We start from the raw sequence: 24028 nt of genomic DNA on the forward strand, positions 1-24028 counted from the left end.
TTCGGCGGTCGCCTAGGGAAACTCAAAGCCTTCAGCCGATCGGATTACCCTCTCGCCATATAGAGCGACATAGGCGCTACTTAATGTGATATTTCGCCACGCCTCCGCGCGGGGAGCTCCTGTACCGACTCGGGGCGTGCGTGACGTTCTGATGGCAATGTTCCGACAAGCGTCACGGTGTGGACCGCCCTTTACCCGGGCGGTACTGCAGACGCGCTCTTTACCTGGCCGGCGGCTTCGATGCGGGCGGCGCGACAGGCACTCTCGCGCACGCGCAAGCCATATCTGGCCAGAACGGCAGCGGAGCGCTGTAGACACCTTTCACCGGCACTTTCCCTTTTTAGGGGACTCCGGCGTGGCGTGGCGTCACAAGACAGCCCTCGACGACTGTAAGCATCCTTATTGTTACGTTGAGTCACTCAGCGAACGAGCATTCGGCCGTAAACCGGCCAGCGAGTTAGTCGCGGCCACGGGCCGCGTTCCGAGAGGAACGGTATTTCTATGTTCACGCCATATCCCCGAACAGATGTCACCGTCACACCTACGCTGCCGACGCGACAGAGGCCGCTGCGCAGGATGGCGAACCTGGCTCTGGCGGGATCCGTCTCCGTGGTCCTCGGCGCCAGCCTGTGCTCGGCCGCCCTCGCGTCCCCGGTTACGGAGGACCAGTTCGACTCCTCGGAGGTCGAGGCGTCCGACCCCAATCCCCGCAACCGCCCCTCGCTGAGGCGCGAGGCTCATAGGAAGTGCCGGCCCAGGGCCTTCTTCAGGTTCCACAACTTCAGGCCGAGGAACTTCTTCATCCCTCGCACCCGCTTCGTCGACGGCCCTGGTGGCACGATGACGGCCACCGTCAGGCGCCAGCACCGCGTGTACTTCGAGATCGAGATCGAGCGGATCAAGGCCAGCGACATCACCACGACGTTCGACCGGCAGGAGCTGGTGCGCGCTCTGGCAAACAATGTGAACCCGCTGATTGCCGAGGAGCACGTCGTCGAGGCCGGCCACGACTACACCCACGAGGTCAGCAAGGGCAAGTACGGCAACCTGTGGTACCGCGTCTTCGGCTACCGCGTGGGCTTCTCCGCCTGGCGGCAGTTCGAGGACTGCAGGGTGAACAGGGTCGCCACCGGTATCGCCAACGTCCCGTCCAGGGTCGAGGGCTGGAGGTACTGGGAGACCGTCCACCCGACCTTCCACGGACGCGTGCTGTCACCCAAGTAAGGACACCAGCGGTGACCGCGCCGGACGGGTCCAGGTCTGGACGACCGGCGGTGACCGCACCACCGGAGGCCTGGCATCCAAGCCGCCGGACAGACGCCCTGACCTCGGCGCCAGCCGAGGTCAGGGCTGTTTCACGTCCACCCCTGATCCCGTAGCCGCCCCAACCGGCGTGCCCGCCCCGCTTTCACGCGAGCCGGGCGACGCCCCGACCGGCCGTGCCCGCCCTAAGGCGGCGAGCCGTCCCCGCAGGCCTACCGCCCGCAGGCGGCGAGCCGGAAGGCGGCCCCAGACGGCCCGCACGCGGGAGACGGATACGCAGACCCGGGCCAGGCAGCCGAGCGCCGGCAGGCGGATCTCAGCCGGACATGCCCCCCAGCCATCATGCGCAGTAGCCGGGAACGTCTGCCACGTGCCATGGACGGACGGGTTTCACTCACCGACGGTGGCGCGGCGCAGAGGGGGCTGAGACGGTCCCACGCCGTCCAGGACGCCGTCTCTGACGTGTCGCAGACGTCGACGCCCAAGGCGTGGCCCAGAAGCGACCGGCTCAGGGTGCGCCTTGTGCCCGGCTGGTGCGCGACCTGGTCACACCGGCCGCTGACGGGCATGGCGGGGACTGATCGAGTCGACGTCGTCCCGTCCTCTGACTACCGGCGGCTGTGCTTCAGAAGCCCCTGCCCCGCCGTCAGGAGGCGGCCAGGATTCCGCCGGCGAGACATAGCTCCCCCTGTACGGGACAGTGAAGACCATGCCCTGCTCACGGAGCCTGGCTACCGCCTCCCTGGCGGTCACCTTCGCGACTCCGAACTGCCTCATCAGCTGTTTCTCGCTGGGGATGGACGTGTTCGGACGCAGTTCGCCGGACCTGATCCGCCGGGCGACCTCGACGGCGATCGCCTCGTAGAGCGGGAGGTTTCTCCGCTTGTGCGGGACGCCGGGCTCACCCACGAACGTCCCTTCCCCTTGGACCGTGTGGGCCAGGCCCCACTCCCTGAGTTGCTGGGCCACTCGTCGGGCCGTCGCTCGTGCGACGCCGAACTCGGTCTGCAGCATGGTCTCGCTGGGGACGGCGTCGCCACCGCACAGTGCGCCACTGGCGATCCGCTCGCGCAGGCTGTCGGCTATCTGCCTGTACAAAGGTACGGGTCCGTCTCGGTCAAGCACAGACGTAGAATAGACGCTTCGATACAAGCAGTCGAGTGAAGTCAGGTCTGGGGCCACGACTCCTGTGGCGATACGAAGCTTCCGCGCGCGGGGACCGTATAGATCCAGCCCTGCTCGCGGAGGAGCGCCATGGCGCGGCGTACCGTCTCGCGAGCGACTTCGTACTCCTGTACCAAGGCGGTCTCGCCGGGAATCGGTCGGCGGGGCTGCAACTGGCCGCTCCTGATGCGCTCCTCGATGTCGCCGGCGATCTGCCTGAACAATGGGCTTTTTCGGGGGCTGCGTGGTGCTTCGCCCGGGTTGCCGACGAATGTGCCTTCGCCTTGGACGGTGTAGATGAGCCCTTCCTCGCGAAGTACGTGAATGGCGCGGCGGGCAGTCGTCCTCGCCACCCCGAACTCCTTCTGGATATCGGTTTCGCTCGGCACGGGGTGGCCCGCCGACAGGCCGTCGATGCGCTGCCTGATGATCTCGGCGATCTGCAGATAGAGGTGAGTGTCTCCGTCGTAGTCGAGCACATACGAAAGCTAGGCGAACGGGTACCAGGTGTTGCATAACGCTACGTCTGATTAGACAAGTCATTGCGTCTCACTAGACATTGAGATACGACCAGACGTATTGTTCTCGCGTGAAGATGGACGGCTGGGAAGAGGTCGTCTGCGTCAGTCGGCACGTCGCCCAACTGACGGACGCGTACGAGCCGATCGACTGGGCGATAGAGGTGCCACGAGCCGATCGAGTGCGAGTGAAGTCCTACACCTGCGATTGCGTGCCCGTGTTCTACGAACTGTGTCAGGCGGCAGGACTCATGTTCATCAGACGCCTGAGCCGAGGAGGAGACGTGACCGTGGTGCACGAGTCGCCGTGGATGCGTTGCGCCGAGGTGGAGGGGTTGTGGGAGCGCCTGCTTCGTGGGGAGGCGCGGTGATCATGTTCTGGCGGGTGGTGGCGTGGCGCGCGTACCTGGCGGGCGCGCGACAGCGACCCCGGCGCGGACGCCATCGGTCAGGAACGCAGTCGTGGGGATGGTGGATGCCCATGCTCGGCCTGTCCGAGGGCGGCGTTCATCGCGGCCGATGGGACTGAAGCGGGTCCCGCGGCCATCGTGGTCGTACCTCAGGCGTGGTGCCCTGCCGCCCTGAGGTGCTCGGCCTCTCGCGGGGGTCATCCCATGTTCGTCGCTTCCGCGAGAGGCCACTTCGGAGGGCTGGGCCCGGCCCTCCGGAGACGGTAGGGGTCGGTCCCGCGCCCGGGTCGCGCGGGACCACCTCAGGTTCTGGGCATCAGTCGTGCCTCGGGCGGGTGGTCCTCTCGTCCGCCCGAGGCGCTCGGCCTCTCGCGGGGTTTCGCGATCCCACGTCCTCGCGACAGGCCATTTCCGGCAGGTGGGCTCCTGCCTGCCGGCAGTGGTCCCGTACTGCGCTGCGGAACCACCTGGACGGCCTCAGGCAGGAGTCAGCGGCTCTTGCCGGGGGTGCTGGGTCTCCCGTGGGGGTTATCCCCTTTGCTCACTCGCCTCTGCGGGAGGTCGGCTCCGGTGGGTCAGGCGCGGCCTGCCGGAGTCAGTGCGAGGGTGGTCCCGTCGTTGGACGGCGGGGCCACCTGGGTGCTGGTTCGGATCGTGCCTCGGGTGGGATGTTCGCTCGCTGCCCGAGGTGCTCGGTCTCGGCGGGGGTGTCGTCACCGGTGTCTGTCACCACCCCGCCGAGGCCGCTCCGGCGGGTCGGGCGCCGGCATGGGCCCGCCGCAGGAGGCGCCGGGCGGGTGGTCCTGCGCCTCATCGCCCGGGACCACCCGGGTGCACCAGGCCCGAGCACGATGTGGTCGTCCGCTGGGCGAACGGGTCGATGGGTTTCCGGGTTCGGGTGAGGTCCCCGGAGGCCCCTCGGGCGTTCGGCCGGCGGCTCCGCCTTCTAGCGAGCTTCCGGCTGCTGGGGTAGGGGGATGCGGCGCCAGGCGGTGTCGGTGACGATCACGTGGTCGAGGAAGCGGAGCCCCACCGTGTCGGCCGCCTCCGCGAGGCGTCGGGTGGTGGCCAGGTCCGATTCGCTGGGGTCGAGGGAGCCACTCGGATGGTTGTGGGCCACGCCGAACGCGGCGCCGCTCGACGTGAGCACCGTCGTGATGATCTCGCGGATGGGGGCGGGTGTGTGGTCGGCGCCGCCCTCGGTCATGAGGGCGCGGCGCAGGACGGAGCCGCGTGGGTCGCAGATCACGACCACGAGGCGCTCGCGGGGATGCCCGCGGAGGAACGGCGCGGCCTCGGAGGCCAGATCGCCCGACGAGGTGATCCTGGCGCGGGCGGGGCCCTGCTGCGCTCGCCGTACGAGATGGAAGGCGGCGGCGATGCGGGCCGCCTTGGCAGGGCCGACGCCGCGGACGGCGAGGAGGCGGTGGGCGTCGGAGCGGGCCAGCTCGCCGAGATCGCCGCAGTGGGCGATGAGCTGGGCGGCGAGGTCGACGGCGTCGCTCTCCCTGGTGCCGTGGCCGAGGAGGAGGGCGAGCAACTCCCTGTCGGCCAGCGCCGCGGCACCGCTGGCGAGCAGGCGCTCGCGCGGGCGGTCGGTGACGGGCAAGTCCTTGACGCGCAATCGACACCTCCGGATCGGCACCCTGCAGGTTTATCAACGGGCACCGACAAATCCGGGCCGGGCGGCGCGAGGGAGGCACCGCCCGGGTGTCGCCCGGGTACGACGGGCCTACAGGTGCACGGCCATGCTGTAGACGATTTCGAAGCGGTCGCCGGGGACCACGATGTCGCTCGTCTCCACGGGACGTTCGCCCGCCCAGTGGGTGCGTTTGAGATGCAGGACGTGGACCCCGGCCGAGAGGTCGAGGGCGTCGATCTCGGCCGGGCGGGGCACCCGGGTGTGCACGCTCTCGATGATCTCGGTCACCTTGATCCCGTAGGAGGAGAGCCGGCCGATCAGGCTGCGCCGTTCCTCGTCCGAGTGGGGGGCGAACTCGAGCGGTTCGTAGGAGGTGGCGAGCTGGAGGGGTTTGCCGTCGCCGCGGAACACGTAGTGGGTCCTGGTGAGGGTGGTCGACTCGTCGACGCGGAGGCGCTGGGCGATCTCGGGGGTGGCCTCCACGGGTTCGCTGTGCCAGTCCCACGTGACGCGCCTGCCCTGGCTCTGCAGGTCGGCCGCGAACGGGGCCTGGTGATCATGGAAGCGCCAACGATGCAGGGGAGCGAGGTCCGGGCGCTCCCTGACGTAGTGTCCCGAACCCACCCGACCGAAGATGAGCCCTTCGCTCGCCAGGACGCGGAGCGCGTGGCGGGCGGCGGTCTCGCCGACCTGATACTTGCGGGTCAGCTGCGCCCGTGAGGGGATGGGCGCGCCGGGGGGAAGGGTGCCGTCGTTGATCTGCCGTCGAATGTCTTCGACGACGCGCAGGTAGACCGGATCGGAACTTGCCACTAGTCCATCCCTGGGGTTGCTGTGAGGCGTTGCCCCATGTTGCCGTATTCGGCAGGTAACCCACCGTCATCGAATGGACTTGGAGTTCCAACTTTGGGGAGGTCGGAAAATAATTCTGAGATCTCTGTAACGCGGGCGTAAGGTGCGGCGATTTTCCGGTAGAGGTCGTCGATGTGTGTACCCCCGAGCACATATCGGCGACCTCTTCCATGCGCGGCCCTTCCCGCCCAGAACGCCCATCTCGTACGGCAAGCCGCCCCCGCCGCCACCCCGGTCACGTGGCTGAGGTCTGTCCAGGGATACGCGTCACCGAGCGCGCGTGGCCGGGCGCCCCGACGGAAGGCGTCCCAAGGGGAGGTCATCCCGGCGAAAGGTGTTCCCCACGGGAAAACGGTCACGCTGAGCGACGGACGACGTGACGGCGGCCCGCCGGAGTCCTGCCGCAGCGGCGTGATGGACAGGCGGTCGGCGGTGACCACGGTGGCCTCGCGGGTGCCTGCCGTACCGGCCGGGCCGGGGATCCGCGGCGAGCGGAGGCACGCGCTGATCCGGTCTTCGCCCGAGGCGACGGGTGCGCGCGGCCGGTGAGGTGCTCGCGGGAGGGGCGGGCCGGCGGCTCCGGGGCGGGAGAGCCGCCAGGCCGCGGCAGAGCGGGACAAGGGCTCGGAAATGGCGTTATAGGGGTGGCGGGGTTCGGGACATGAGGGAATCCGGGTACCGTTCGCACTATGGCATCGCCCTCACGCACCTCCGAAGCCCCCTTCGGCCGCATGCTGACCGCCATGGTCACGCCGTTCACCGCTGACGGCGCCGTCGACTACGACAACGCGCGCAAACTGGCCACCTATCTGGTCGACGAGCAGCGCAACGACGGCCTGATCGTCAGCGGAACCACGGGGGAGTCGCCGACCACCAGCGACGCGGAGAAGGAGCGTCTGCTGCGGGTCGTGCTGGAGGCCGTCGGAGACAGGGCGACCATCGTCGCCGGTGTCGGCACGAACGACACCCACCACACCATCGAGCTGGCCAGGCAGGCCGCGAAGGCCGGCGCCCACGGCCTGCTCGTCGTGACGCCGTACTACAACAAGCCGCCCCAGGAGGGCATCTACCGGCACTTCGCGGCCGTCGCCGACGTGACGCCGCTGCCCGTGATGCTCTATGACATCCCCGGCCGCGCCGGCGTCCCCATCCATACCGATACGCTCATCAGGCTGTCGCAGCACGAGCGGATCGTGGCGGTGAAGGACGCCAAGGGCGACTTCTTCGCGGGTTCCATGGTGATGACCGCCACCGACCTGGTCTTCTACTCGGGCGACGACGCGCTGAACCTGCCGTGGCTGTCGGTGGGCGCGGCGGGGTTCGTGAGCGTGGTGGGCCATGTGGTGGGCGCCGAGCTGGCCAGGATGATCGAGCTTCACAGGGCGGGCGAGGTCGCGCAGGCGACCGCCGTCCACCGGCAGCTGCTGCCCGTCATCGACGGTGTCATGAACCGCGCCGGGGGCGCGATCATGGTCAAGGCGGCGCTCAACCTGACGGGCCGCCCTGTCGGCCCGATGCGGCCTCCGCTGGTGGAGGCCACCCAAGAGCAGATCGCCGAGCTGCGAGCGTGTCTCGTGGCCGGCGGAGTGAAGTTGGTTGACTAATGGAAACGGGGAGGAACGGAGATATTGAGCTCACGATTTAACCGACCTGGGGGCAGCGTATGAGCCACCCGCATCCGGAACTCGGCCCCCCGCTGCGGCTACCCGATGGCGGGTTGCGCATCGTGGCGCTCGGCGGTCTCGGTGAGATCGGCCGGAACATGGCGGTCTTCGAGTACGAAGGCCGACTGCTGATCATCGACTGCGGGGTGCTGTTCCCCGATCCCGAGCAGCCGGGCGTCGACCTGATCCTGCCCGACTTCGACTACATCAGGGACCGTCTCGACGACATCGAGGCGCTCATCCTGACCCACGGCCACGAGGACCACATCGGGGCCGTGCCGTACCTTCTGCGTGAGCGGCGCGACATCCCGCTCGTCGGGTCCAAGCTGACGCTGGCCTTCATCGAGGCCAAGCTCGCCGAGCACCGCATCCAGCCGGAAAAGGTGCAGGTCACGGAGGGTGAGCGGCGCCGGTTCGGGCCGTTCGACTGCGAGTTCCTCGCGGTCAACCACTCCATCCCCGACGCGCTCGCCGTCGCCGTCAGGACGCCTGCGGGCATCGTCCTGCACACCGGCGACTTCAAGATGGACCAGCTGCCCAGCGACGGACGGCTGACCGACCTGGGCGGGTTCGCCAGGCTCGGCTCCGAAGGCGTCGACCTGCTGATGTCCGACTCGACCAACGCCGAGGTGCCGGGGTTCGTCACGTCCGAGCGGGAGATCGCCCCCGTCGTCGACGAGGTGATCCGCACCTCGACCAAGCGGGTGATCGTGGCGAGCTTCGCCTCCCACGTCCACCGCGTCCAGCAGGTGATCGACGCCGCCGAGAAGCACGGCCGCAAGGTCGCGCTCGTCGGCCGGTCGATGGTGCGCAACATGGGCGTGGCCCGCGAGCTCGGCTACCTGCGCGTACCGCCTGGCCTGATCGTCGACTCCCGCGACATCGAGATGTGGCCGCCGGAGGACGTCGTGCTGATCTGCACGGGTTCGCAGGGCGAGCCGATGGCGGCGCTGTCACGCATGGCCGACCGCGACCACGCCATCCGCATCGCGCCCGGCGACACCGTGCTGCTGGCGTCCTCGCTGGTGCCCGGCAACGAGACCGCGGTGAACAAGGTCATCAACGGGCTGACCAGGTGGGGCGCCCGCGTCGTCCACAAGGGCAACGCGAAGGTGCACGTGTCGGGGCACGCGGCGGCCGGTGAGCTGCTGTACGTGCTCAACCTGACGCGTCCCTCGAACTTCATGCCCGTGCACGGCGAGTGGCGGCACCTGAGGGCGCACGCCGCGCTGGCCGAGTTGACCGGCGTGCCCAGCGACCACATCGTGATCGCCGAGGACGGCGTCGTGGTCGACCTGGTCGACGGCCGCGCGAAGATCACCGGCGCGGTGCAGGCCGGATACGTCTACGTGGACGGCATCTCGGTCGGTGAGATCACCGACACCTCGCTGAAGGACCGGCGCATCCTGGGCGACGAGGGGTTCGTGTCGGTGGTGGTCGTGGTCGACTCCAACACCGGCAAGATCACCGCTGGGCCCGAGATCCACGCGCGCGGGTCGGGCATCGACCCTGAGCGGTTCGACGAGATCATCCCGGTGATCGAGAAGGCGATCGAGCAGCACGCCGCCGACGGCGTCGTCGACATGCAGCAGATCCGCCGCGTGGTCCGCAGGACGGTGGGCCGTTGGGTGAGCGACACCTACCGCCGCCGCCCGATGATCATCCCGGTGGTCGTCGAGGTCTGACCTCCGCTCCGCGAAACCCCGGCCCGCCCACGCGCACGTCCGCGATGGACCGCGGCCGGGGTTTCCCGTTGGGCCCCTTCTCGGGTCGCGTCCGGGGGCGGGCTGCGGCCGGTGGCGGTCAGGCGTCGCGGTGGCGGAGGAGCAGCGCACCCGCCAGCAGGGGGACGACCGCGTAGAGCGCCAGCGCCACCCCCGCCGCCACCGGGGGCAGGAGGGCCCCGTAGACCGATGATGTCAGGTCGGCCCCCGTGATCTCCCGGGGCAGCGCGCCGATCATCAGGGACCCGAACCGCTCGCTCCATGGTTCGGGCAGGTTGCCCACCACGATCGGGATCACGTACACCAGTCCCACGAGCACCGCGATCGATCCCGCCGCGGACCGCAGGACGGTGCCGAGTCCCAGGCCGACCAGCGCGAACACCGCCACCGTCAGCGACGAGGTCATGAGCGTCGGGAACCGCTCGGCGAACGACGCCACGGGGTAGCGCCCCTCCAGCATCTGCTTGGCCACCGCGTACGTCACGAACACCACGACGGGCCCGACGACGAGCCCGAGGCCGCCCACGACCGCCGACTTGGCCATCAGCACGGGCCAGCGCCGCGGCACGAGCGCGAGGCTGGTCCTGATCTGTCCTGTGGCGTACTCGGAGGTGATCGCCAGCACCCCCATGATCCCCATGCACAGCTGCGGGACGATCAGCACCACCTCCTCGAGTTCCGCGATCCGCGCGCTGCGCCGCATCGCTGGGGACGCGTTGTCGTACATGGAGATCGCGGAGAACGCCACCGCGACCGCGAGCAGGATGGCGCCGAGGCCGATGAGCACGAGCAGGTGGCTGGACCGGATCGAGCGGATCTTGAGCCACTCCGAGGCGAGCACCTTCACGCGTCCCTCCTGTCGAAGACGACGAAGGCGATGGCCAGCGCGACGGCCGCGTATCCGACGAGTACGGCCACCGCCACCGCGGGCGGCAGTACTCCTTCGAGCCGGGTGGAGATCCGGTCCCCGGCGATCTGCGGCACCAGGTTCGGCAGCATCCACGCGCCGATCCTGACGTTCCAGGGCGGCGGCAGGTAGGGAGCGATCCCGGGCAGCACGAACAGCAGTCCGACGACGGAGCCGATGGCCGCGGCGGTCGATCGGGTGACCACGCCGAGGCCGAGCCCGACCAGCGCCGGCACCGTCACCGACAGCACCGACCCGAGCAGCGACGGCAGGTCGTCCGCGATCGAGCCCGCGTTGTAGCCGACCGCGCGATCGCCCGCGACGAGATGGCTCACGGCGTAGGTCGTGAAGATCACGATGAACCCCGTGGCCGCCGTCGTGGCCGTCACCACGGCCGCCTTGGCCAGCAGCAGCGCCCTGCGGCGCGGAACGGCGGTGAGCGAGGGACGGATGGTGCCCGTGCCGTACTCGACGGTGATGGCCAGCACGCCGATCACGGCCAAGCTGATCTGGACCAGGGGCAGGAAACCCTCCTCGGGAGCCGCTGCCCTGACAGAGCCGCGCTCGTCGGCGAGCGCGCCGACGTAGAGGCTCCACGCGGCGCCGAGGACGACCATGAGCGCGGCGGCGCCGACGGCGTAGTAGGTGGAGGCGACCGAGCGCAGCTTCAGCCACTCCGAGGCGATCAACGGGTGGCCCCGTACTCGACGCTGCCCGCGGTGAGGGCGAGGTAGGCCGACTCCAGGGAGTCGTAGGCGTCGGTGAGGTCCTTCATCGCGGACTCGACGATCAGGCGGCCCCTGCCGACGATGACGATCCTGTCGGCGGTCAGCGCCATCTCGCTCATGAGGTGGCTGGACAGCAGGACGGTCCTGCCCTCGGCGGCCAGCGAGCGCATCAGGTCGCGGATCCAGCGCACGCCGTCGGGGTCGAGTCCGTTGACCGGCTCGTCGAACATCAGCACGCCGGGGTCGCCGAGCAGCGCGGCGGCGATGCCGAGCCGCTGCTTCATGCCGAGTGAGAACCCGCCCGCCTTCTTGCGGGCCACGCCCGCGAGCCCGACGCGTTCGAGGACCTCGGCGACGCGGGTGGGCCCGATCCCGTTGGTGAGGGCCAGGCCGAGCAGGTGGTTGTAGGCGCTCCTTCCCGGGTGCAGGGCGTTGGCGTCCAGGAGCGCGCCCACCTCGTGCAGCGGCCTGCGCAGGCTCGTGTAGCGGCGGCCGTTGACGAGGGCCTCGCCGGAGGTGGGCGCGTCGAGGCCGAGCAGCACCCGCATCGTGGTGGACTTGCCCGCGCCGTTCGGGCCGAGGAACCCGGTGACGCGCCCGGGCTCGACGGTGAAGGTCAGGCGGTCGACGGCGCGCGTCCCGCCGTACTTCTTGGTCAGTTCTCTCACTTCGATCACCTCCTCACGGTCGGGTACGGCCCGCGGCCCGCGCATCGGACCTGGGTATGACGCGGCACGGGCGGGCCGCCGGATAGCGTGCTGGGCGTGGACTTCACCAGACGGCTGACCCGCGGCCAGCTCATCGCGCTCGACTGCGTGGCCGGCTGGGTGGTCGCGCTGGTGGCCATGACGTCCGCGGCCGACGCGCCGGTGCCGCTGTGGGGCAAGGCGGTCTTCGCGCTCGGGCTGGGGGCCCCGCTGGCGGTGCGCAGGCTGTGGCCGGTGGGCGTCTTCGTCGTGGTCCTCGCGGTGGCGCTGGCGGCCGGCTTCTCCGGCGTGGTGAGCGGCGCCTACGTCGCGCCCGCGTACGCGCTCTACATGGTGGCGCTGTCCCGCTCGGGCAGGGCGCCGACGACCGCGATCGCGGTCGTCACGGTGGTGGCCGTCCTGGCGCTGGCCGTGGCGGGCGCGCCGGTGGGCTGGGCGCGCGGGGCGGGGGACGTCGTCCTGGGAATCGCGGCGCTGGGCGGGTCGTGGACGGTGGGGCGGGCGGTGCGCGAGCGGCGGATCTACGCGGCGCGCGCGGCCGAGCGGCTGGTCACCGAGGAGCGGTTGCGCATCGCCCGCGAACTGCACGACGTCGTCGCGCACAGCATGGGCCTCATCGCGGTCAAGGCGGGCGTCGCCAACCATGTGATGCGCACCAGGCCGGAGGAGGCGCACGACGCCCTGAAGGTGATCGAGACCGCGAGCCGCGACGCGCTGACGGAGATGCGTCACCTGCTGGGCGTGCTGCGCACCGAGCCGCCGGACCTGCGTCCCGTGCCTGAGCTCGGCGAGCTGGCCGAGCGCGCCAGGCTCGCGGGCGTGCGGGTCGAGCTGGCGGCGTCGGGGCTGGAAGGGCTTCCTGACGGCGTACGGCTGGCCGTCCACCGCATCGTGCAGGAGGCGCTCACGAACGTCGTCAAGCACGCCGCCCCCGCCCGCTGCACGGTGACGGTGGCGGCCGACGGGGCGCGGGCGCGGGTCGAGGTGGCCGACGACGGCCCCGGACACGGGGTGCTGCCGCAGAAGGGCGATCACCAGGGTCACGGCCTGGTCGGGATGAGAGAGAGGGTCATGATGTACGGCGGAGCGTTCTCGGCGGGGCCGCGCCCCGAAGGCGGCTTCCGCGTGGCCGCGACGATTCCCTACGCATGATCCGCGTCCTCATCGCCGACGACCAGGTCCTGCTGCGCGGCAGCTTCAGAGTGCTGGTGGACAATGAGCCCGATCTCGGCGTCGTCGGCGAGGCCGGCACGGGCGCGCGGGCGGTCGAGCTCGCCATGGCCACCCGACCCGACGTGGTGCTGATGGACGTCAGGATGCCGGAGATGGACGGCATCGAGGCCACCCGCAGGATCGGCGACACGGCCAAGGTGCTGATCGTGACCATGTTCGACCTCGACGCCTACGTCTACGCGGCGCTGCGGGCCGGGGCGTCGGGGTTCCTGCTCAAGGACACCCCGCCCGCCGACCTGCTGGCGGCGATCAGGGTCGTCGCCGCGGGGGAGGCGCTGCTGGCGCCCACGGTCACGCGCAGGCTCATCGAGGAGTACGCGCGCCCCTCGGTGCGCGGGCTCGAAGGGATCACCGGCAGGGAACGCGAGGTTCTGACGCTGATCGCGCGCGGCCTGTCCAACACCGAGATCACCGAACACCTGCATCTCAGCATGGCCACCGTCAAGACGCACATCGGCCGCCTGCTGACCAAACTCGGAGCCCGCGACAGGGCCCAACTGGTCATCGCCGCGTACGAAAGCGGGCTCGTTGTACGGTCGGGGACATGAAGGTCGTATTCCGCAAGTACGGCGGCTCCCTCCACTGGCACCACCCGGCCAGGCTGCTCGGCGAGGACGTACACGGTGTGTGGGTGGGATGCGAGGCGGGCACGACGGGGGCGAAGGGCGACGGGCCTCCGGTGGTGTGGGAGCGCGCGTTCGTGATGCTGTTCCCGAGGAACGAGTGGTGGGTCGCGCTGTTCAACGACGAGGGCCACAAGCTGGACGTCTACGTCGACGTCACCACGGTCCCCGAGTGGAACGACGGCGAGGTGACGATGGTCGACCTGGACCTCGACGTGGTCCGCACGCGGGAGGGGCGGGTGTTCGTCGACGACGAGGACGAGTTCGCCGACCACCAGGTGCTGCTGGGCTACCCGCCCGAGGTGATCGCCCAGGCGGAGAGCGCGGCGGCGGCGCTCACGAAGGCCGTCACCGACCGCCTCGCCCCGTTCGACGGTGCCACCCACCTGCCCTATCTCTCCCAGGTTCGCTGACCGCGGTCCTGCGCCCGGCGCGACGGCCCCCCGGGCTCACAGGATCCGGGGAGCGGGGTGGCTAGGAGCGGGCGAGCCGGAGGGCCTCGGAGAGGGCGCTCATGCGCGCGGGGGAGGCGAGGCCCACGTGATACAGGTGCAGCTCGTCCGCCCCCGCCTTCGTGAAGGCGGCGAACGAGGCGGCCAGATCCTCGGCGTCGGCGGGCTTGGGCGGCAGGAACAGCGCGTAGGCGCCGAGCCGCTGTCCCTCCGCGAGGTTCGCCGACAGCCGTTCGAGGTTGGAGGCGGCTTCTTCGGGGGTGCCCCAGCACATGGCCACCAGCCCGTCGAGCGAGGGATCGCCGGCGTGGAGCGTGGCGAACGGGCCCGCCGCCCACGGGTCGGGGCTGGCGTGGGTCCTGATCGGCAGGCCTGGCGCCAGCTCCCGCACCGCCGCGACGAGCCTGGCCCGCAGCGAGGCCGCCAGCCCCGTCCGCCGGTCGCGCACGCCGACGGCCGAGTCCCCGAGAGCCTCCTCCACCGACCCCGCCGGTCGCGCCGCCCCTGATGCCTTCGCCGATGCCGGCAGGCCGGGCGCCGGCCCCTCCCCTGGGGAGGCGGGCAGGCCGTCGACACCGGAGCGGACCAGCGCTCGCAGCCGGTCGGGGTCGGCGTAGCCGGGGACGCAGGCCGGACAGAAGCAGAGCGAGAGCAGCGCCGCCTGCACGGACGTCCAGTCGGCGCCGCCGGTCTTCTCGTGGACGCTCTGGTGGCCGAATCCCATCGGGCCGCACGCCTCCAGGATGATCCCGTCGGGCGCCCCCACCGAGACGATCTCCCGCACCAGCCGCTCGCAGTACTCGCCGACGTCCTCGTGCGAGGGGCACAGGGCGTAGGGGTAAGGGTCGCCGAAGGCGTTGCGCACGACCAGGTCGGGGTGGGCGGCGCCGAGGTGGCTGCTGTGGGTCAGGACGGTCCACGCGTGCACGGGCAGGCCGGCGGCTCTGAGCGCGTCGCGCGCATGGAGGAAGGAGTCGGGCGTGGTCCACGTCGGGTTCGGCGGGACGAGGCGGCCCCATGCCGCCTGCCGTACCGGGAGGTAGAAGGCGGAGTAGGGCACGTCGAGCACCCGGTGCGCGGGGTGGAAGGGGGTGGCGGCGCGGGTGGAGTGGTAGGAGGCGGCCAGCGCGACCGCGTCCACGCCGAGCGCGGCGAGCCTGGCGGGCGCGGCGGGGTCGCCGACGATGTCCCACGGGTAGACGTAGGCGATGTTCACGGGCGTCACCAGCGAGGGCGCCTGTTGACGAACGAGGGGTCGAATCTGCGCATGTAGCCGGTGTCGTCGCGCGAGGTGAGCCCGCACTTGAGGTACTGCTCGTGCATCACCGCGAGCGCGTCCCTGTCCAGCTCGACCCCGAGCCCGGGTCCCGTGGGCACGGGCACCGCGCCGTCGACGAACCGGAGCGCGCCCGGCGCCACGACGTCCTGCCCGTCCTGCCACGGTGTGTGCGTGTCGCAGGCGGTGGCGACGTTCGGGACGGCGGCGGCCAGGTGCGTCATCGCGGCCAGGCTGATCCCGAGGTGGCTGTTGGAGTGCATCGACAGCGAGATCCCGAAGGTCTCGCACAGCCGCGCGAGCTGCACGGAGCGCGCCAGGCCGCCCCAGTAGTGGTGGTCGGACAGCAGCACCCCGATCGCCCCCTCCCTGATGGCGGGCGGCAGGTGCTCGAAGGTCACCACGCACATGTTGGTCGCCAGGGGCATCGGGGCCTGATTCGCGACGGCCGCCATGCCGGAGATGCCGGCGGTGGGGTCTTCCAGGTATTCCAGGGTCCCGTCCAGGGCGCGGGCGACCTCGATCGAGGTCTCGACCGACCAGACCGCGTTCGGGTCGAGGCGGAGCGGGTGGTCGGGGAAGGCCTCGCGCAGCGCGCGGATCGCCTCGACCTCCCGCATGGGCTCGAACACGCCGCCCTTGAGCTTGATGGAGCGGAAGCCGTACTCCTCGATCAGCAGACGGGCCTGCGCCACGATGCCTTCGGGGTCGAGCGCCGCGCCGAACCTGTCGTCCGGCTCTCCGGGGTGGCCCGCCCACTTGTAGAAGAGGTAGGCGCTGTACGGCACGGCCTGCCGTACGGCGCCGCCGAGCAGGTCGCTCACCGGACGGCCCGTCGCCTTGCCGCGGATGTCCAGGCAGGCGACCTCGAACGGCGAGTAGACCCTGTCGACGCTCTTCTCCTTGGTGGCCGCGCCGGTCAGCCCGTGCAGGTCGCTGACGACGTCGCCGACGAGGGCGGAGACGCGGGAGTAGATCTCGTTCTGGGCGTGTACGTCCAGGCCGATGAGGGCAGAGGCCGCAGAGCGCACCTTTTCCAGGTGGCCCAGGTCCCCGTAGGTCTCGCCGAGCCCTGAGAGGCCCTCGTCGGTGACGACCTCGACGATCGTGCGCAGCGCCCACGGTTCGTGGACTCCGGCGGCGTTGAGCAGGGGCGGGTCGCGGAAGGCGACCGGGGTGACAGTGATCTCTCTAATGTTCATATATGTGAACAACCGCCAGAATTGTGGACGACTGTCGGTACTGTAAGAATCGGGCCGAGCGAGTGTCAAGAGCACGCTAGAGTGAAGTGTGATATTGCATAGGGGTGAAGCGATGATCCACGCATATGACCCGCGCACCGGCGAGACCTTCGGCGAGGGGATTCCCGAGACCACCGACGCCGGCGTCGACGCGGCCGTCGAGGCCGCCGACGCGGCGGGAGTCGCCTGGCGGACGGCGAGCAGGCCCGAGGTGCTCGAGGCCGTCGCCGCCGCGCTGGAGGCCAACGTCGACCGGCTGTGGGCCGTGGCCGACAGGGAGACCGCGCTGGGCGAGACCAGGTTGCGCGGGGAGGTCGCCCGCGCGGCCGGCCAGTTCAGGCTCTTCGCCGACGTGCTGCGCGACGGCGGGTACCTGGAGGCGATCATCTCGGTGCAGGCGGACGTGCGCCGGATGAACCGCCCGCTGCACGGGGTCGTCGGCGTCTTCTCGGCGTCGAACTTCCCGTTCGCGTTCTCCGTGGCGGGCGGCGACACCGCCTCGGCGCTCGCCGCCGGATGCCCCGTCGTCGTCAAGGCGCACCCCGCGCACCCGCTGACGTCCGAGCTGTCGGCCGAGATCATCAGGTCGGCGCTGCCCGACCCCGCGCTCCTCGGCCTGGTCCACGGCCTGTCGGCGGGCAAGCGGCTCGTCCAGCACCCCGATGTGGTCGCGGTCGGCTTCACCGGGTCGATTCCCGGCGGCAAGGCCATCCAGGCGCTCATCGACGAACGCGAGGAGCCGATCCCGTTCTACGGCGAGCTGGGCAGCGTGAACCCCGTCGTCGTGCTGCCCTCCGCCGCGCGCGAGGGGCTCGCCGACGGCTTCGCCGCCTCGCTCACGCTCGGCACCGGACAGTTCTGCACCAACCCTGGCCTGGTCTTCGCCCCCGACGACGCCGACCTCGTCGCCTCCCTCGGGGCGGCGGTCGCGGGCAGCAACGGCTCGGCGATGCTGAGCTCGCGCATCAGGGAGGGCTACCTCCAGGGCCTCGAGCGCCTGTCCAAGCTCACCCTGCTGGCCGAGGGCACACAGGGCGACGGGGAGTGGGCGGTCGCGCCCAAGGTCTTCACCATCGACCTGGCCGCCTTCGCCGCCCAGCTGCCCTCGGTCGCCGAGGAGTGCTTCGGCCCCTCGTCGATCGTGATCACCTACAACGACGTGGCCGAGCTCGTCGAGGTGCTGGGACGGCTCGACGGCTCCCTCACCGCCACGGTGCACGCCACCGACACGGCCGAGGCCGTCCCGGTCGCGGAGGCGCTGGCGGGGAAGGCCGGGCGGCTCATCTGGAACGGCTGGCCGACCGGCGTGGCGGTGTGCTGGGCGATGCACCACGGCGGTCCGTGGCCGGCCAGCACCTCGCCCGAGCACACCTCGGTGGGCGCGATGGCGATCCGCAGGTGGCTGCGTCCGACGGCGTACCAGGGGTGGCCGCAGGAGTTGCTCCCGGTGGAACTGCGCGACGACAACCCGGTGGGCGTGCCGCAGCGCATCGACGGCTGACACCGGCGGTCGCGGGGCCGGGCGAACGCTCTCGGCCCCGCGGCCACCCGGCGCGCAGGGCGGGCCAGGGGAGGGCTAACCCGCGAGCTCCAGCCCCGCCGCGATGATGCGCTCGAGCTCGGCCACGTGTTCCGGGGCCGGGTCCACCAGCGGCGCGCGCACACCGCCCACGTCCAGCCCCCGCAGCCGCACCCCCGCCTTCACCAGCGACACCGCGTACCCAGGCACCAGGTCCCTGAGCTCCACCAATGGCAGGTAGAAGCTCGTGAGCAGCCGCTGCACCATCACCTCGTCGCCGCCCGTCACCGCCTTGTGGAAGGCCAGCGCGATCTCCGGCGCGAACGCGAACACCGCGCTCGAGTACAGCGGCACCCCGAGCCCCCGGTAGGCGGGCACGGTCAGCTCGGCCGTCGGCAGCCCGTTGAAGAACGTGAACGGGCGGTCCGTCGCTTGCCGTACGCGGAGGATGATCCGCTGCAGCAGGTCGAAGTCCCCCAGCCCGTCCTTGAACCCGATGACGCTGGGCAGCGAGGTCAACTCCGCCACGGCCGAGGGCGTGAAGCGGGCCGTACCACGCTGATAGACGATGATCGGCAGGTCGGTGACGGCCGCGACCTGGCGCACGTAGCCGACCAGGCCGGTCGCGGGGGCGCTCACGAGGTAGGGCGGCATGAGCAGCAGCCCGTCGGCGCCCGCCTCGGTGGCGGCTCGCGCGCACGCCTGGGCGAACGGCAGCGACCCGCCCGCGCCGGAGAGCACGGGCACCTGCCCCGCGGCGGCTGACACGGAGGTGGAGACCACGGAGGAGTACTCCTCCAGCGCCAAGGCGTTGAACTCGCCTGTGCCGCAGGCGGCGAACACTCCTCCTGCCCCCGCCGCGACCCCCTTGGCCACGTGGACGGCCAGCGTGCGGCCGTTCACGGAGCCGTCGTCACCGAAGGGCGTCACAGGGAAGAAGAGAACACCATCAAGACGCATTTCTTTCCTCCAGAGAACGCGCCGGATGATGTGTTATCGGATGCCCTCCCGGCGCAGAGTGGCAGCGAACCTGCGGGTGTGCCTGATGACCGCCTCGGCGATCCGCTCGATCTCCTCGTGGGGCAGCCCCGCGGGCATCGAGCAGCTGATGGCGTCGGTGGCGGGGATGCGGTAGTCCACCGCCACGGCCACGCAGGCCACGCCAGGAGTGCCCTGCTCGCGTTCGAGCGCGTAGCCGCGGGCGCGGACCTGGTCGAGTTCGTCGGTGAGCTTGGCCAGGTCGGTGATCGAGTGCCCGGTGAGGGCCGGCAGCGGGTCGGGCAGCAGCGCGGCCACCTCGTCGTCGGTCAGCTGCGCCAGCAGCGCCTGGCCGAGCGCGGTGACGCTCGCGGGCAGCCTGCGGCCCACCCTCGAGATCGCGTGCCGGTCGCGCGACTCCCTGGTGGCCAGGTAGAGGACATGCGCGTCGTCGCGGCGGGCGAAGTGGACCGTGTGCCCGATCTCCTCCCTCAGGTCCTCCAGCGCGTCGTGCGCCAGCGGCAGGGCGGGGTCCTTGTCCAGGTAGGCGGTGCCGGTCAGCAGCGCGTGCGGGCCGATCCCGAAGGAGGATACGCCGGGCTCCGTCTCGATCCACTTCAGCTCGACGAGCGTGCGCATGAGGGCGTGCAGGCTGCTGCGGGGGAAGCCGGTGCGCTGCTGGAGCTCCGACAGCGTCAGGCGCTCCGGCGAGGCCGCCAGCGTTTCGAGGATGCGGACCGTTCGCTCGGCCGACTTGACCATCGAGGGCTCCATGGGTGACAGAATAATGGATGCCATCCATATACATGGACATCTAACCCTTGATAGCGCCGCTGGTAAGACCGCGCATGAACTGCCGCTGGAAGGCCAGGAAGGCGATCACCGACGGCAGCAGTGCCAGCAGCGACGCGGCCAGCAGGATGCCGATGCCGACCTCCTCGTCCGAGCGGAGCGAGCGCAGCGCGATCGGCAGCGTCCAGTGATCCGACTCGTTGGCCACGATCAGCGGCAGCAGGTACTGGTCCCAGATCATGGTGAACCCGAAGACGCCGATCACGCCGAGCGCGGGCTTGCACAGCGGCAGGATGATGGTGAAGAACGTGCGCAGCTCGCCCGCGCCGTCGATCTTCGCGGCCTCCTCCAGCTCGACCGGCACCTCCTTCATGAACTCGGTCATGACCAGGATCGAGAAGCCCCACGCGCCGACCGGAAGGATCATGCCCGCGTAGGAGTCGATGAGGTTGGCGTGGATGAGCGGCATGTCGGCCAGCACCAGCGAGAGCGGGATCGCGATGATCTCCTCGGGCAGCATCATCGTGGCCAGCATGATCAGCATGACGAACGCCATGCCCCTGAACCTCTTGCGCGCCAGCGAGTAGGCGGCGAAGACGCTCACCACCATCTGCAGCGCCAGCCCGAACCCGACGACCACGAAGGAGTTGAACAGGTAGAGGTAGACGTTCTTCTCCGCCGCCTGGGTGAAGTTCTCCAGCGTGAACTCGTCGGGCCACAGCGTGAAGCTGGTCGGGTCGAGCGTCTTGCTGAACGCGCTGACGAGCAGGCCGACCAGCGGGCCGGTGAAGACCAGCACCATCATCGAGTAGAGCAGGACCTTGCCCGCCGTCGCCGGCGGCCCCTTGCGGGACTCCAGGCCGAGCGCGCTGTCGAATCTCATGCCGCCTGCCTCCTGCGCATCAGCTGGACCACCACGGTGAGCGCCAGGGTGGCCGCGAACAGCACGATGCCTCCCGCTGCCGCGATGCCCAGCTCGCTGCGCTGGAACCCGAGCTTGTAGATGAGGGTCATGAGCACCTCGGACGAGCCGTTCGGCCCGCCGTTGGTGAGCACGTACACCTCGACGAAGACCCGCAGTCCCCGGATGGCCGCCAGCGTGAAGAGGATCCAGAAGACGGGCCGCAATGCGGGCAGCGTGATGTGGCGCAGCCTGGACCAGGTGCTCGCCCCGTCCACCGCCGCCGCCTCGTACAGGGTCCTGTCGATCCCGACCAGCCCGGCCAGGAAGATCATCATGTCGTACGGCGTGCCCCGCCAGATGCTCATCCCCATGATCGACCACAGCGACGAGTGCTCGCTGGCCAGGAACGGCTGGGGGTCGAGGGCGATCCAGCCGAGGATGCTGTTGAGCAGGCCGGTGTCGGCCGGGTGGTACATGATCCGCCACACCTCGGCCACCGCCGCCATCGTGGTGACCACCGGCAGGAACGCCGCGGTCCTGACGAACCACAGGTAGCGGGCCGGACCCTCGATGAGCAGGGCGAACGCCAGACCGAGGAGCAGTGACCCGATCGTCGTGCCCACGGCCAGGACGAGGCTGTGCCAGACGGCGCTGACGAACGCGTCGTCGGACATGATCGTCCGGTAGTTGTCGAGCCCGACCCACTCGTCGCCAAGGAAGGGCTGGACCTTGAAGAAGCTCATCCGCAGGCCCTCGAACATGGGGATGAACTTGAAGTACAGGAACAGGATCAGCGCGGGGGAGAGGAACAGCCACGCGACGGCGGTGCCGCGCCACCGCCCCTGTCGGGGGCGGCGACGCGGTGCCGTGCGCTGCTCCGGCCGCGTGAGCGTCGTGGTCACGATGCCTTCTGGGCCTGCAGTTCCGAGGTCAGCTTGGCCGCCAGGCCGTCCATGCCCGCCTTCACGTCGGCGCCGCAGTCGGCCCACACCGCGTTGATGGCGTCGGCCGAGGTCTGCCTGATGGGCGCCCAGTTGGGGACGGGGGAGCTGTAGACGGCGTCGGCGTAGGCCTCCTGGAACACCTTCCACCGCGGGTCGGTACGCTCGGCGGCCATGTCGACGCCCTTGTTGACCGGCAGCCTGACGATGGCGCCGTTCGCGTCCTTGTTCATGCCGATCCGCTGGCCCTCGGGGGAGACGGCGAACTCGGCGAACTTCTGCTGGCCGTCCTCGTTGCCCGAGCCGGCCATGAGGTAGACGTTCTCGCCCTCGCCGAGGGTGCCGGGACCGCCCGAGGGGCCCTTGGGCACCTTGACGACCTCGAGCTTGTCGGTGCCGATGCTCTTGACGAACCGGGCCAGCACGTAGGGGCCGACCAGGTAGATGCCGCCCTGGCCCTTCTCGAAAACCTCGTGGGTGACGGTGGTGTCGTTGCTGACCGCGCCGGGGTTGACGGTCTTGGCGACGCAGAACTGGTCCTGCAGCCACTTGACCGCCTCGACGGTCTTGGGGTCGGCGACCGCGGGGGCGAACTTGCCGCCGCCGCTGTCGGTGAGGAAGTTGCCGCCGTTGGCGTAGATGAGGGAGGAGGCGTACCAGGAGGCGTAGCCGCGCTTGGTGCCCGCAGGGGCGACGAAGCCGTAGGTGTCCTTCTGGCCGTTGCCGTCGGGGTCCTGCTCGGTGAACGCCTTGGCCAGCTTCGCCAGATCGTCCCAGGTCTGCGGAGGTTGCAGGCCGACCTTCTCCCTCCAGTCCTTCCTGATGATCAGAGCGAACGCCTGGGCGGAGAACGGCGCCGCGTAGTACTTCCCGTTGCCGGCCTGGGCGGCCTGCCACGCCCGGTCGGCGAGCTGGTCGCCGCCCTTGAGCTTGGCCTTGTCGACCTCGCGCAGCCAGCCCTGCGTCTGCATGTTGCCGAGCTGCGCGGTGTCGTTGATGACGATGTCAGGCAGGTTCTTCTGCGCCGCCTGCTGCTGCAGCTTGGTCTCGAAGTCGTCGAAGAGGGCGACGACCTTCGTCTTGACCCCGCTGGCCTTGGTGAACGCGTCGGCCAGCTTCACCGCTGTCTTGGCGGAGTCGGAGTCCGGCGCCTGCCGGATCCAGATCTCCAGGGCGTCGTCGCCAGAACCCCCGCCGGAGCCGCAGCCGGACAGGGTGACGGCGAGCGCCGTGACAATCGCGGCCCCGAGCAGATGACGTGGCATCAGACCGCCTCCTTGTTCACATACGTGGATGGGTTTCGCGGATGTGTATTTCGTTCATGCGACCGTAACGAGTGGCCTAGATCACGTCAATATTCCATGTATGTGAATTCAGGTCAGAGCCGTGTACAACAGTCACCATGCGCATCCTTGTCACCGGCGCGGCCGGGAAAGTCGGCACCCTGCTCCGCCCGCTGCTGGCCCGCGAGGGACGGATCCTCCGCCTGTCCGACCTGGTCCCCCTGGAGGCGGGACCCGGCGAGGAGGTCGTCGTCGCCGACCTCGCGGACGCCGCCGCCATGGCCGTCGCCATGAAGGACGTCGACGCCGTCATCCACCTCGGCGGCCAGAGCCGCGAGCACCCGTGGGCCGACATCGTCGAGGCCAACATGAACGGCACCTACGTGCTGATGGAGGCCGCCCGCCAGGAGGGGGTACGGCACGTCGTGCTCATGGGCAGCCACCACTCGGTCGGCTTCCACACCCGCCCCGACGGCGGCGCCGAACTGCCCGACTACGCCTTCCCCCGGCCCGACACGCTGTACGGCGTGAGCAAGGTCGTGATGGAGGCGCTGGGCAGCCTGTACCACGACAGGTTCGGGATGAACGTGACGATCGTCAGGCTCGGCACCTGCAACGAGGGTTCGGGCGACACCAGGGGCCTCGCCACCTGGATCTCGCCCGGTGACTGCGCCCGCCTCCTGGAGGCGGCCATGGAGGCGACGGGGTACCACGTGGTGTGGGGCGTGTCCGACAACACGCGCAGGTGGTGGTCCCTGGACGAGGCGAAGGCGATCGGCTACGAGTCGCGCGACGACTCCGAGGGGCACGCCGCCCCGATCATCGCCGAGCAGGGCGAACCCGACCTGACCGAACCCCTGCACGACAGGGTCGGCGGCGTGTTCACCCTGCACGAGCTGGGCGGGCGCTGGTGAAACCCCATAGGCAGTGATCGCGGCACCCGACCTCCCGGGGCACAAACGGTTCCCGGGTCACCTGTCGACCCGGGAACCGTCTCGGACAGCGGCAGGCGTTCTCGCTCCGGCACATCCGCCGGCGCAGGAGCGGCCTGGAGCTCCGCCGGCGCGAACTGGTCGGAAACCTTGGGCGCCCGATCCGTGGGGGTGGGCACCTGATGGCAACCGGTTTCCCTCCGCCTCCGGCCGGTCGGGAACCCGCGCTTCGGTCGGTCCTGGTCTCCGGGTGGCGGCGTGGAGCTTCCACCGGC

At 70.2% G+C, this 24028-nt stretch carries 23 protein-coding genes; 9 read left to right on the forward strand and 14 right to left on the reverse strand.

Annotated elements, in window-relative coordinates:
- Window positions 1-576 precede the first annotated feature (576 nt).
- A complete protein-coding gene (locus tag AC3EO4_RS28640) occupies window positions 577-1224 on the forward strand; it encodes a hypothetical protein (protein ID WP_431898614.1) in 648 nt (215 codons plus the stop codon).
- A 585-nt stretch (window positions 1225-1809) separates the two neighbouring features.
- On the opposite strand, the gene AC3EO4_RS28645 is transcribed toward AC3EO4_RS28640, so the two are convergent.
- Window positions 1810-2361 carry a winged helix-turn-helix domain-containing protein gene (locus tag AC3EO4_RS28645; protein ID WP_431898615.1) on the reverse strand — a complete coding sequence of 184 codons (552 nt, stop codon included), beginning with the start codon at window positions 2359-2361 and terminating at the stop codon, window positions 1810-1812.
- Between the two features lie 68 nt (window positions 2362-2429).
- The gene (locus AC3EO4_RS28650) at window positions 2430-2906 is read right to left on the reverse strand and encodes a GntR family transcriptional regulator (RefSeq protein WP_431898616.1); all 477 of its coding nucleotides are present in this window, start codon (window positions 2904-2906) and stop codon (window positions 2430-2432) included.
- A 116-nt stretch (window positions 2907-3022) separates the two neighbouring features.
- On the opposite strand from AC3EO4_RS28650, the gene AC3EO4_RS28655 reads away from it, so the two are divergent.
- Window positions 3023-3316, forward strand: coding sequence for a hypothetical protein (locus tag AC3EO4_RS28655; RefSeq protein WP_431898674.1), 294 nt, complete (start codon window positions 3023-3025; stop codon window positions 3314-3316).
- Window positions 3317-4301: 985 nt separating this feature from the next.
- Here AC3EO4_RS28655 and AC3EO4_RS28660 read toward each other — a convergent pair.
- Both AC3EO4_RS28660 and AC3EO4_RS28665 read right to left on the reverse strand, forming a co-directional pair.
- Window positions 4302-4979 carry a JAB domain-containing protein gene (locus AC3EO4_RS28660; RefSeq protein ID WP_379581089.1) on the reverse strand — a complete coding sequence of 226 codons (678 nt, stop codon included), beginning with the start codon at window positions 4977-4979 and terminating at the stop codon, window positions 4302-4304.
- Between the two features lie 108 nt (window positions 4980-5087).
- Window positions 5088-5810 (reverse strand): GntR family transcriptional regulator, encoded by a 723-nt coding sequence (locus tag AC3EO4_RS28665; RefSeq protein ID WP_379581090.1) that lies wholly within the window; start codon window positions 5808-5810, stop codon window positions 5088-5090.
- 728 nt (window positions 5811-6538) lie between these two features.
- On the opposite strand from AC3EO4_RS28665, the gene dapA reads away from it, so the two are divergent.
- Together dapA and AC3EO4_RS28675 are read left to right on the forward strand one after the other, a co-directional pair.
- On the forward strand, window positions 6539-7453 hold the full coding sequence (gene dapA, locus AC3EO4_RS28670) for a 4-hydroxy-tetrahydrodipicolinate synthase (RefSeq protein WP_379581091.1): 915 nt from the start codon (window positions 6539-6541) through the stop codon (window positions 7451-7453).
- A 59-nt stretch (window positions 7454-7512) separates the two neighbouring features.
- A complete protein-coding gene (locus AC3EO4_RS28675; RefSeq protein WP_379581092.1) occupies window positions 7513-9198 on the forward strand; it encodes a ribonuclease J in 1686 nt (561 codons plus the stop codon).
- A gap of 118 nt (window positions 9199-9316) precedes the next feature.
- Here the strand turns inward: AC3EO4_RS28675 and AC3EO4_RS28680 are convergent, their stop codons facing one another.
- From AC3EO4_RS28680 to AC3EO4_RS28690, 3 genes are read right to left on the reverse strand one after another with little or no spacing between them, the layout of a single operon-like run.
- Window positions 9317-10084, reverse strand: a complete 768-nt coding sequence (locus AC3EO4_RS28680) for an ABC transporter permease (RefSeq protein ID WP_431898617.1) — start codon at window positions 10082-10084, stop codon at window positions 9317-9319.
- Window positions 10081-10833, reverse strand: a complete 753-nt coding sequence (locus tag AC3EO4_RS28685) for an ABC transporter permease (RefSeq protein ID WP_379581094.1) — start codon at window positions 10831-10833, stop codon at window positions 10081-10083. The genes AC3EO4_RS28680 and AC3EO4_RS28685 overlap by 4 nt, the downstream gene beginning before the upstream one ends.
- On the reverse strand, window positions 10830-11540 hold the full coding sequence (locus AC3EO4_RS28690) for an ABC transporter ATP-binding protein (protein ID WP_431898618.1): 711 nt from the start codon (window positions 11538-11540) through the stop codon (window positions 10830-10832). The genes AC3EO4_RS28685 and AC3EO4_RS28690 overlap by 4 nt, the downstream gene beginning before the upstream one ends.
- 96 nt (window positions 11541-11636) lie before the next feature.
- Here AC3EO4_RS28690 and AC3EO4_RS28695 point away from each other — a divergent pair, with 96 nt between their 5' ends.
- The 3 genes from AC3EO4_RS28695 to AC3EO4_RS28705 are packed head-to-tail and all read left to right on the forward strand — an operon-like array spanning window position 11637 to window position 13848.
- Window positions 11637-12731 (forward strand): sensor histidine kinase, encoded by a 1095-nt coding sequence (locus AC3EO4_RS28695; protein ID WP_431898619.1) that lies wholly within the window; start codon window positions 11637-11639, stop codon window positions 12729-12731.
- Window positions 12728-13360 carry a response regulator gene (locus AC3EO4_RS28700; RefSeq protein WP_379581097.1) on the forward strand — a complete coding sequence of 211 codons (633 nt, stop codon included), beginning with the start codon at window positions 12728-12730 and terminating at the stop codon, window positions 13358-13360. Before AC3EO4_RS28695 ends, AC3EO4_RS28700 begins: the two co-directional genes overlap by 4 nt.
- Window positions 13357-13848, forward strand: coding sequence for a DUF402 domain-containing protein (locus AC3EO4_RS28705; RefSeq protein ID WP_379581098.1), 492 nt, complete (start codon window positions 13357-13359; stop codon window positions 13846-13848). Before AC3EO4_RS28700 ends, AC3EO4_RS28705 begins: the two co-directional genes overlap by 4 nt.
- Window positions 13849-13909: 61 nt before the next feature.
- Here the strand turns inward: AC3EO4_RS28705 and AC3EO4_RS28710 are convergent, their stop codons facing one another.
- Window positions 13910-15103 carry an alpha-amylase family protein gene (locus AC3EO4_RS28710; RefSeq protein WP_431898620.1) on the reverse strand — a complete coding sequence of 398 codons (1194 nt, stop codon included), beginning with the start codon at window positions 15101-15103 and terminating at the stop codon, window positions 13910-13912.
- Window positions 15104-15108: 5 nt separating this feature from the next.
- A complete protein-coding gene (locus tag AC3EO4_RS28715) occupies window positions 15109-16365 on the reverse strand; it encodes a glucarate dehydratase family protein (RefSeq protein WP_431898621.1) in 1257 nt (418 codons plus the stop codon).
- Between the two features lie 112 nt (window positions 16366-16477).
- On the opposite strand from AC3EO4_RS28715, the gene AC3EO4_RS28720 reads away from it, so the two are divergent.
- Window positions 16478-17905, forward strand: a complete 1428-nt coding sequence (locus AC3EO4_RS28720; RefSeq protein WP_431898622.1) for an aldehyde dehydrogenase (NADP(+)) — start codon at window positions 16478-16480, stop codon at window positions 17903-17905.
- 75 nt (window positions 17906-17980) lie between these two features.
- Here the strand turns inward: AC3EO4_RS28720 and AC3EO4_RS28725 are convergent, their stop codons facing one another.
- Genes AC3EO4_RS28725 through AC3EO4_RS28745 form a run of 5 tightly spaced genes read right to left on the reverse strand, consistent with a single transcriptional unit; the run spans window position 17981 to window position 22803 of the window.
- On the reverse strand, window positions 17981-18883 hold the full coding sequence (locus AC3EO4_RS28725) for a 5-dehydro-4-deoxyglucarate dehydratase (RefSeq protein ID WP_379581102.1): 903 nt from the start codon (window positions 18881-18883) through the stop codon (window positions 17981-17983).
- A 33-nt stretch (window positions 18884-18916) separates the two neighbouring features.
- Window positions 18917-19675 carry an IclR family transcriptional regulator gene (locus AC3EO4_RS28730; RefSeq protein ID WP_379581103.1) on the reverse strand — a complete coding sequence of 253 codons (759 nt, stop codon included), beginning with the start codon at window positions 19673-19675 and terminating at the stop codon, window positions 18917-18919.
- 40 nt (window positions 19676-19715) lie between these two features.
- The gene (locus AC3EO4_RS28735; protein ID WP_379581104.1) at window positions 19716-20576 is read right to left on the reverse strand and encodes a carbohydrate ABC transporter permease; all 861 of its coding nucleotides are present in this window, start codon (window positions 20574-20576) and stop codon (window positions 19716-19718) included.
- Complete coding sequence (locus tag AC3EO4_RS28740) at window positions 20573-21499, reverse strand: carbohydrate ABC transporter permease (RefSeq protein WP_379581105.1); 927 nt, start codon at window positions 21497-21499, stop codon at window positions 20573-20575. The genes AC3EO4_RS28735 and AC3EO4_RS28740 overlap by 4 nt, the downstream gene beginning before the upstream one ends.
- Entirely contained in the window at window positions 21496-22803 is a 1308-nt protein-coding gene (locus tag AC3EO4_RS28745) for an ABC transporter substrate-binding protein (protein WP_379581106.1), read from the reverse strand. The genes AC3EO4_RS28740 and AC3EO4_RS28745 overlap by 4 nt, the downstream gene beginning before the upstream one ends.
- Window positions 22804-22940: 137 nt before the next feature.
- Between AC3EO4_RS28745 and AC3EO4_RS28750 the strand changes: the two genes are divergently transcribed.
- Window positions 22941-23735 carry an NAD-dependent epimerase/dehydratase family protein gene (locus AC3EO4_RS28750; protein ID WP_379581107.1) on the forward strand — a complete coding sequence of 265 codons (795 nt, stop codon included), beginning with the start codon at window positions 22941-22943 and terminating at the stop codon, window positions 23733-23735.
- The last annotated feature ends 293 nt before the right edge of the window (window positions 23736-24028 follow it).

The sequence above is a fragment of the Nonomuraea sp. bgisy101 genome (assembly GCF_057708945.1).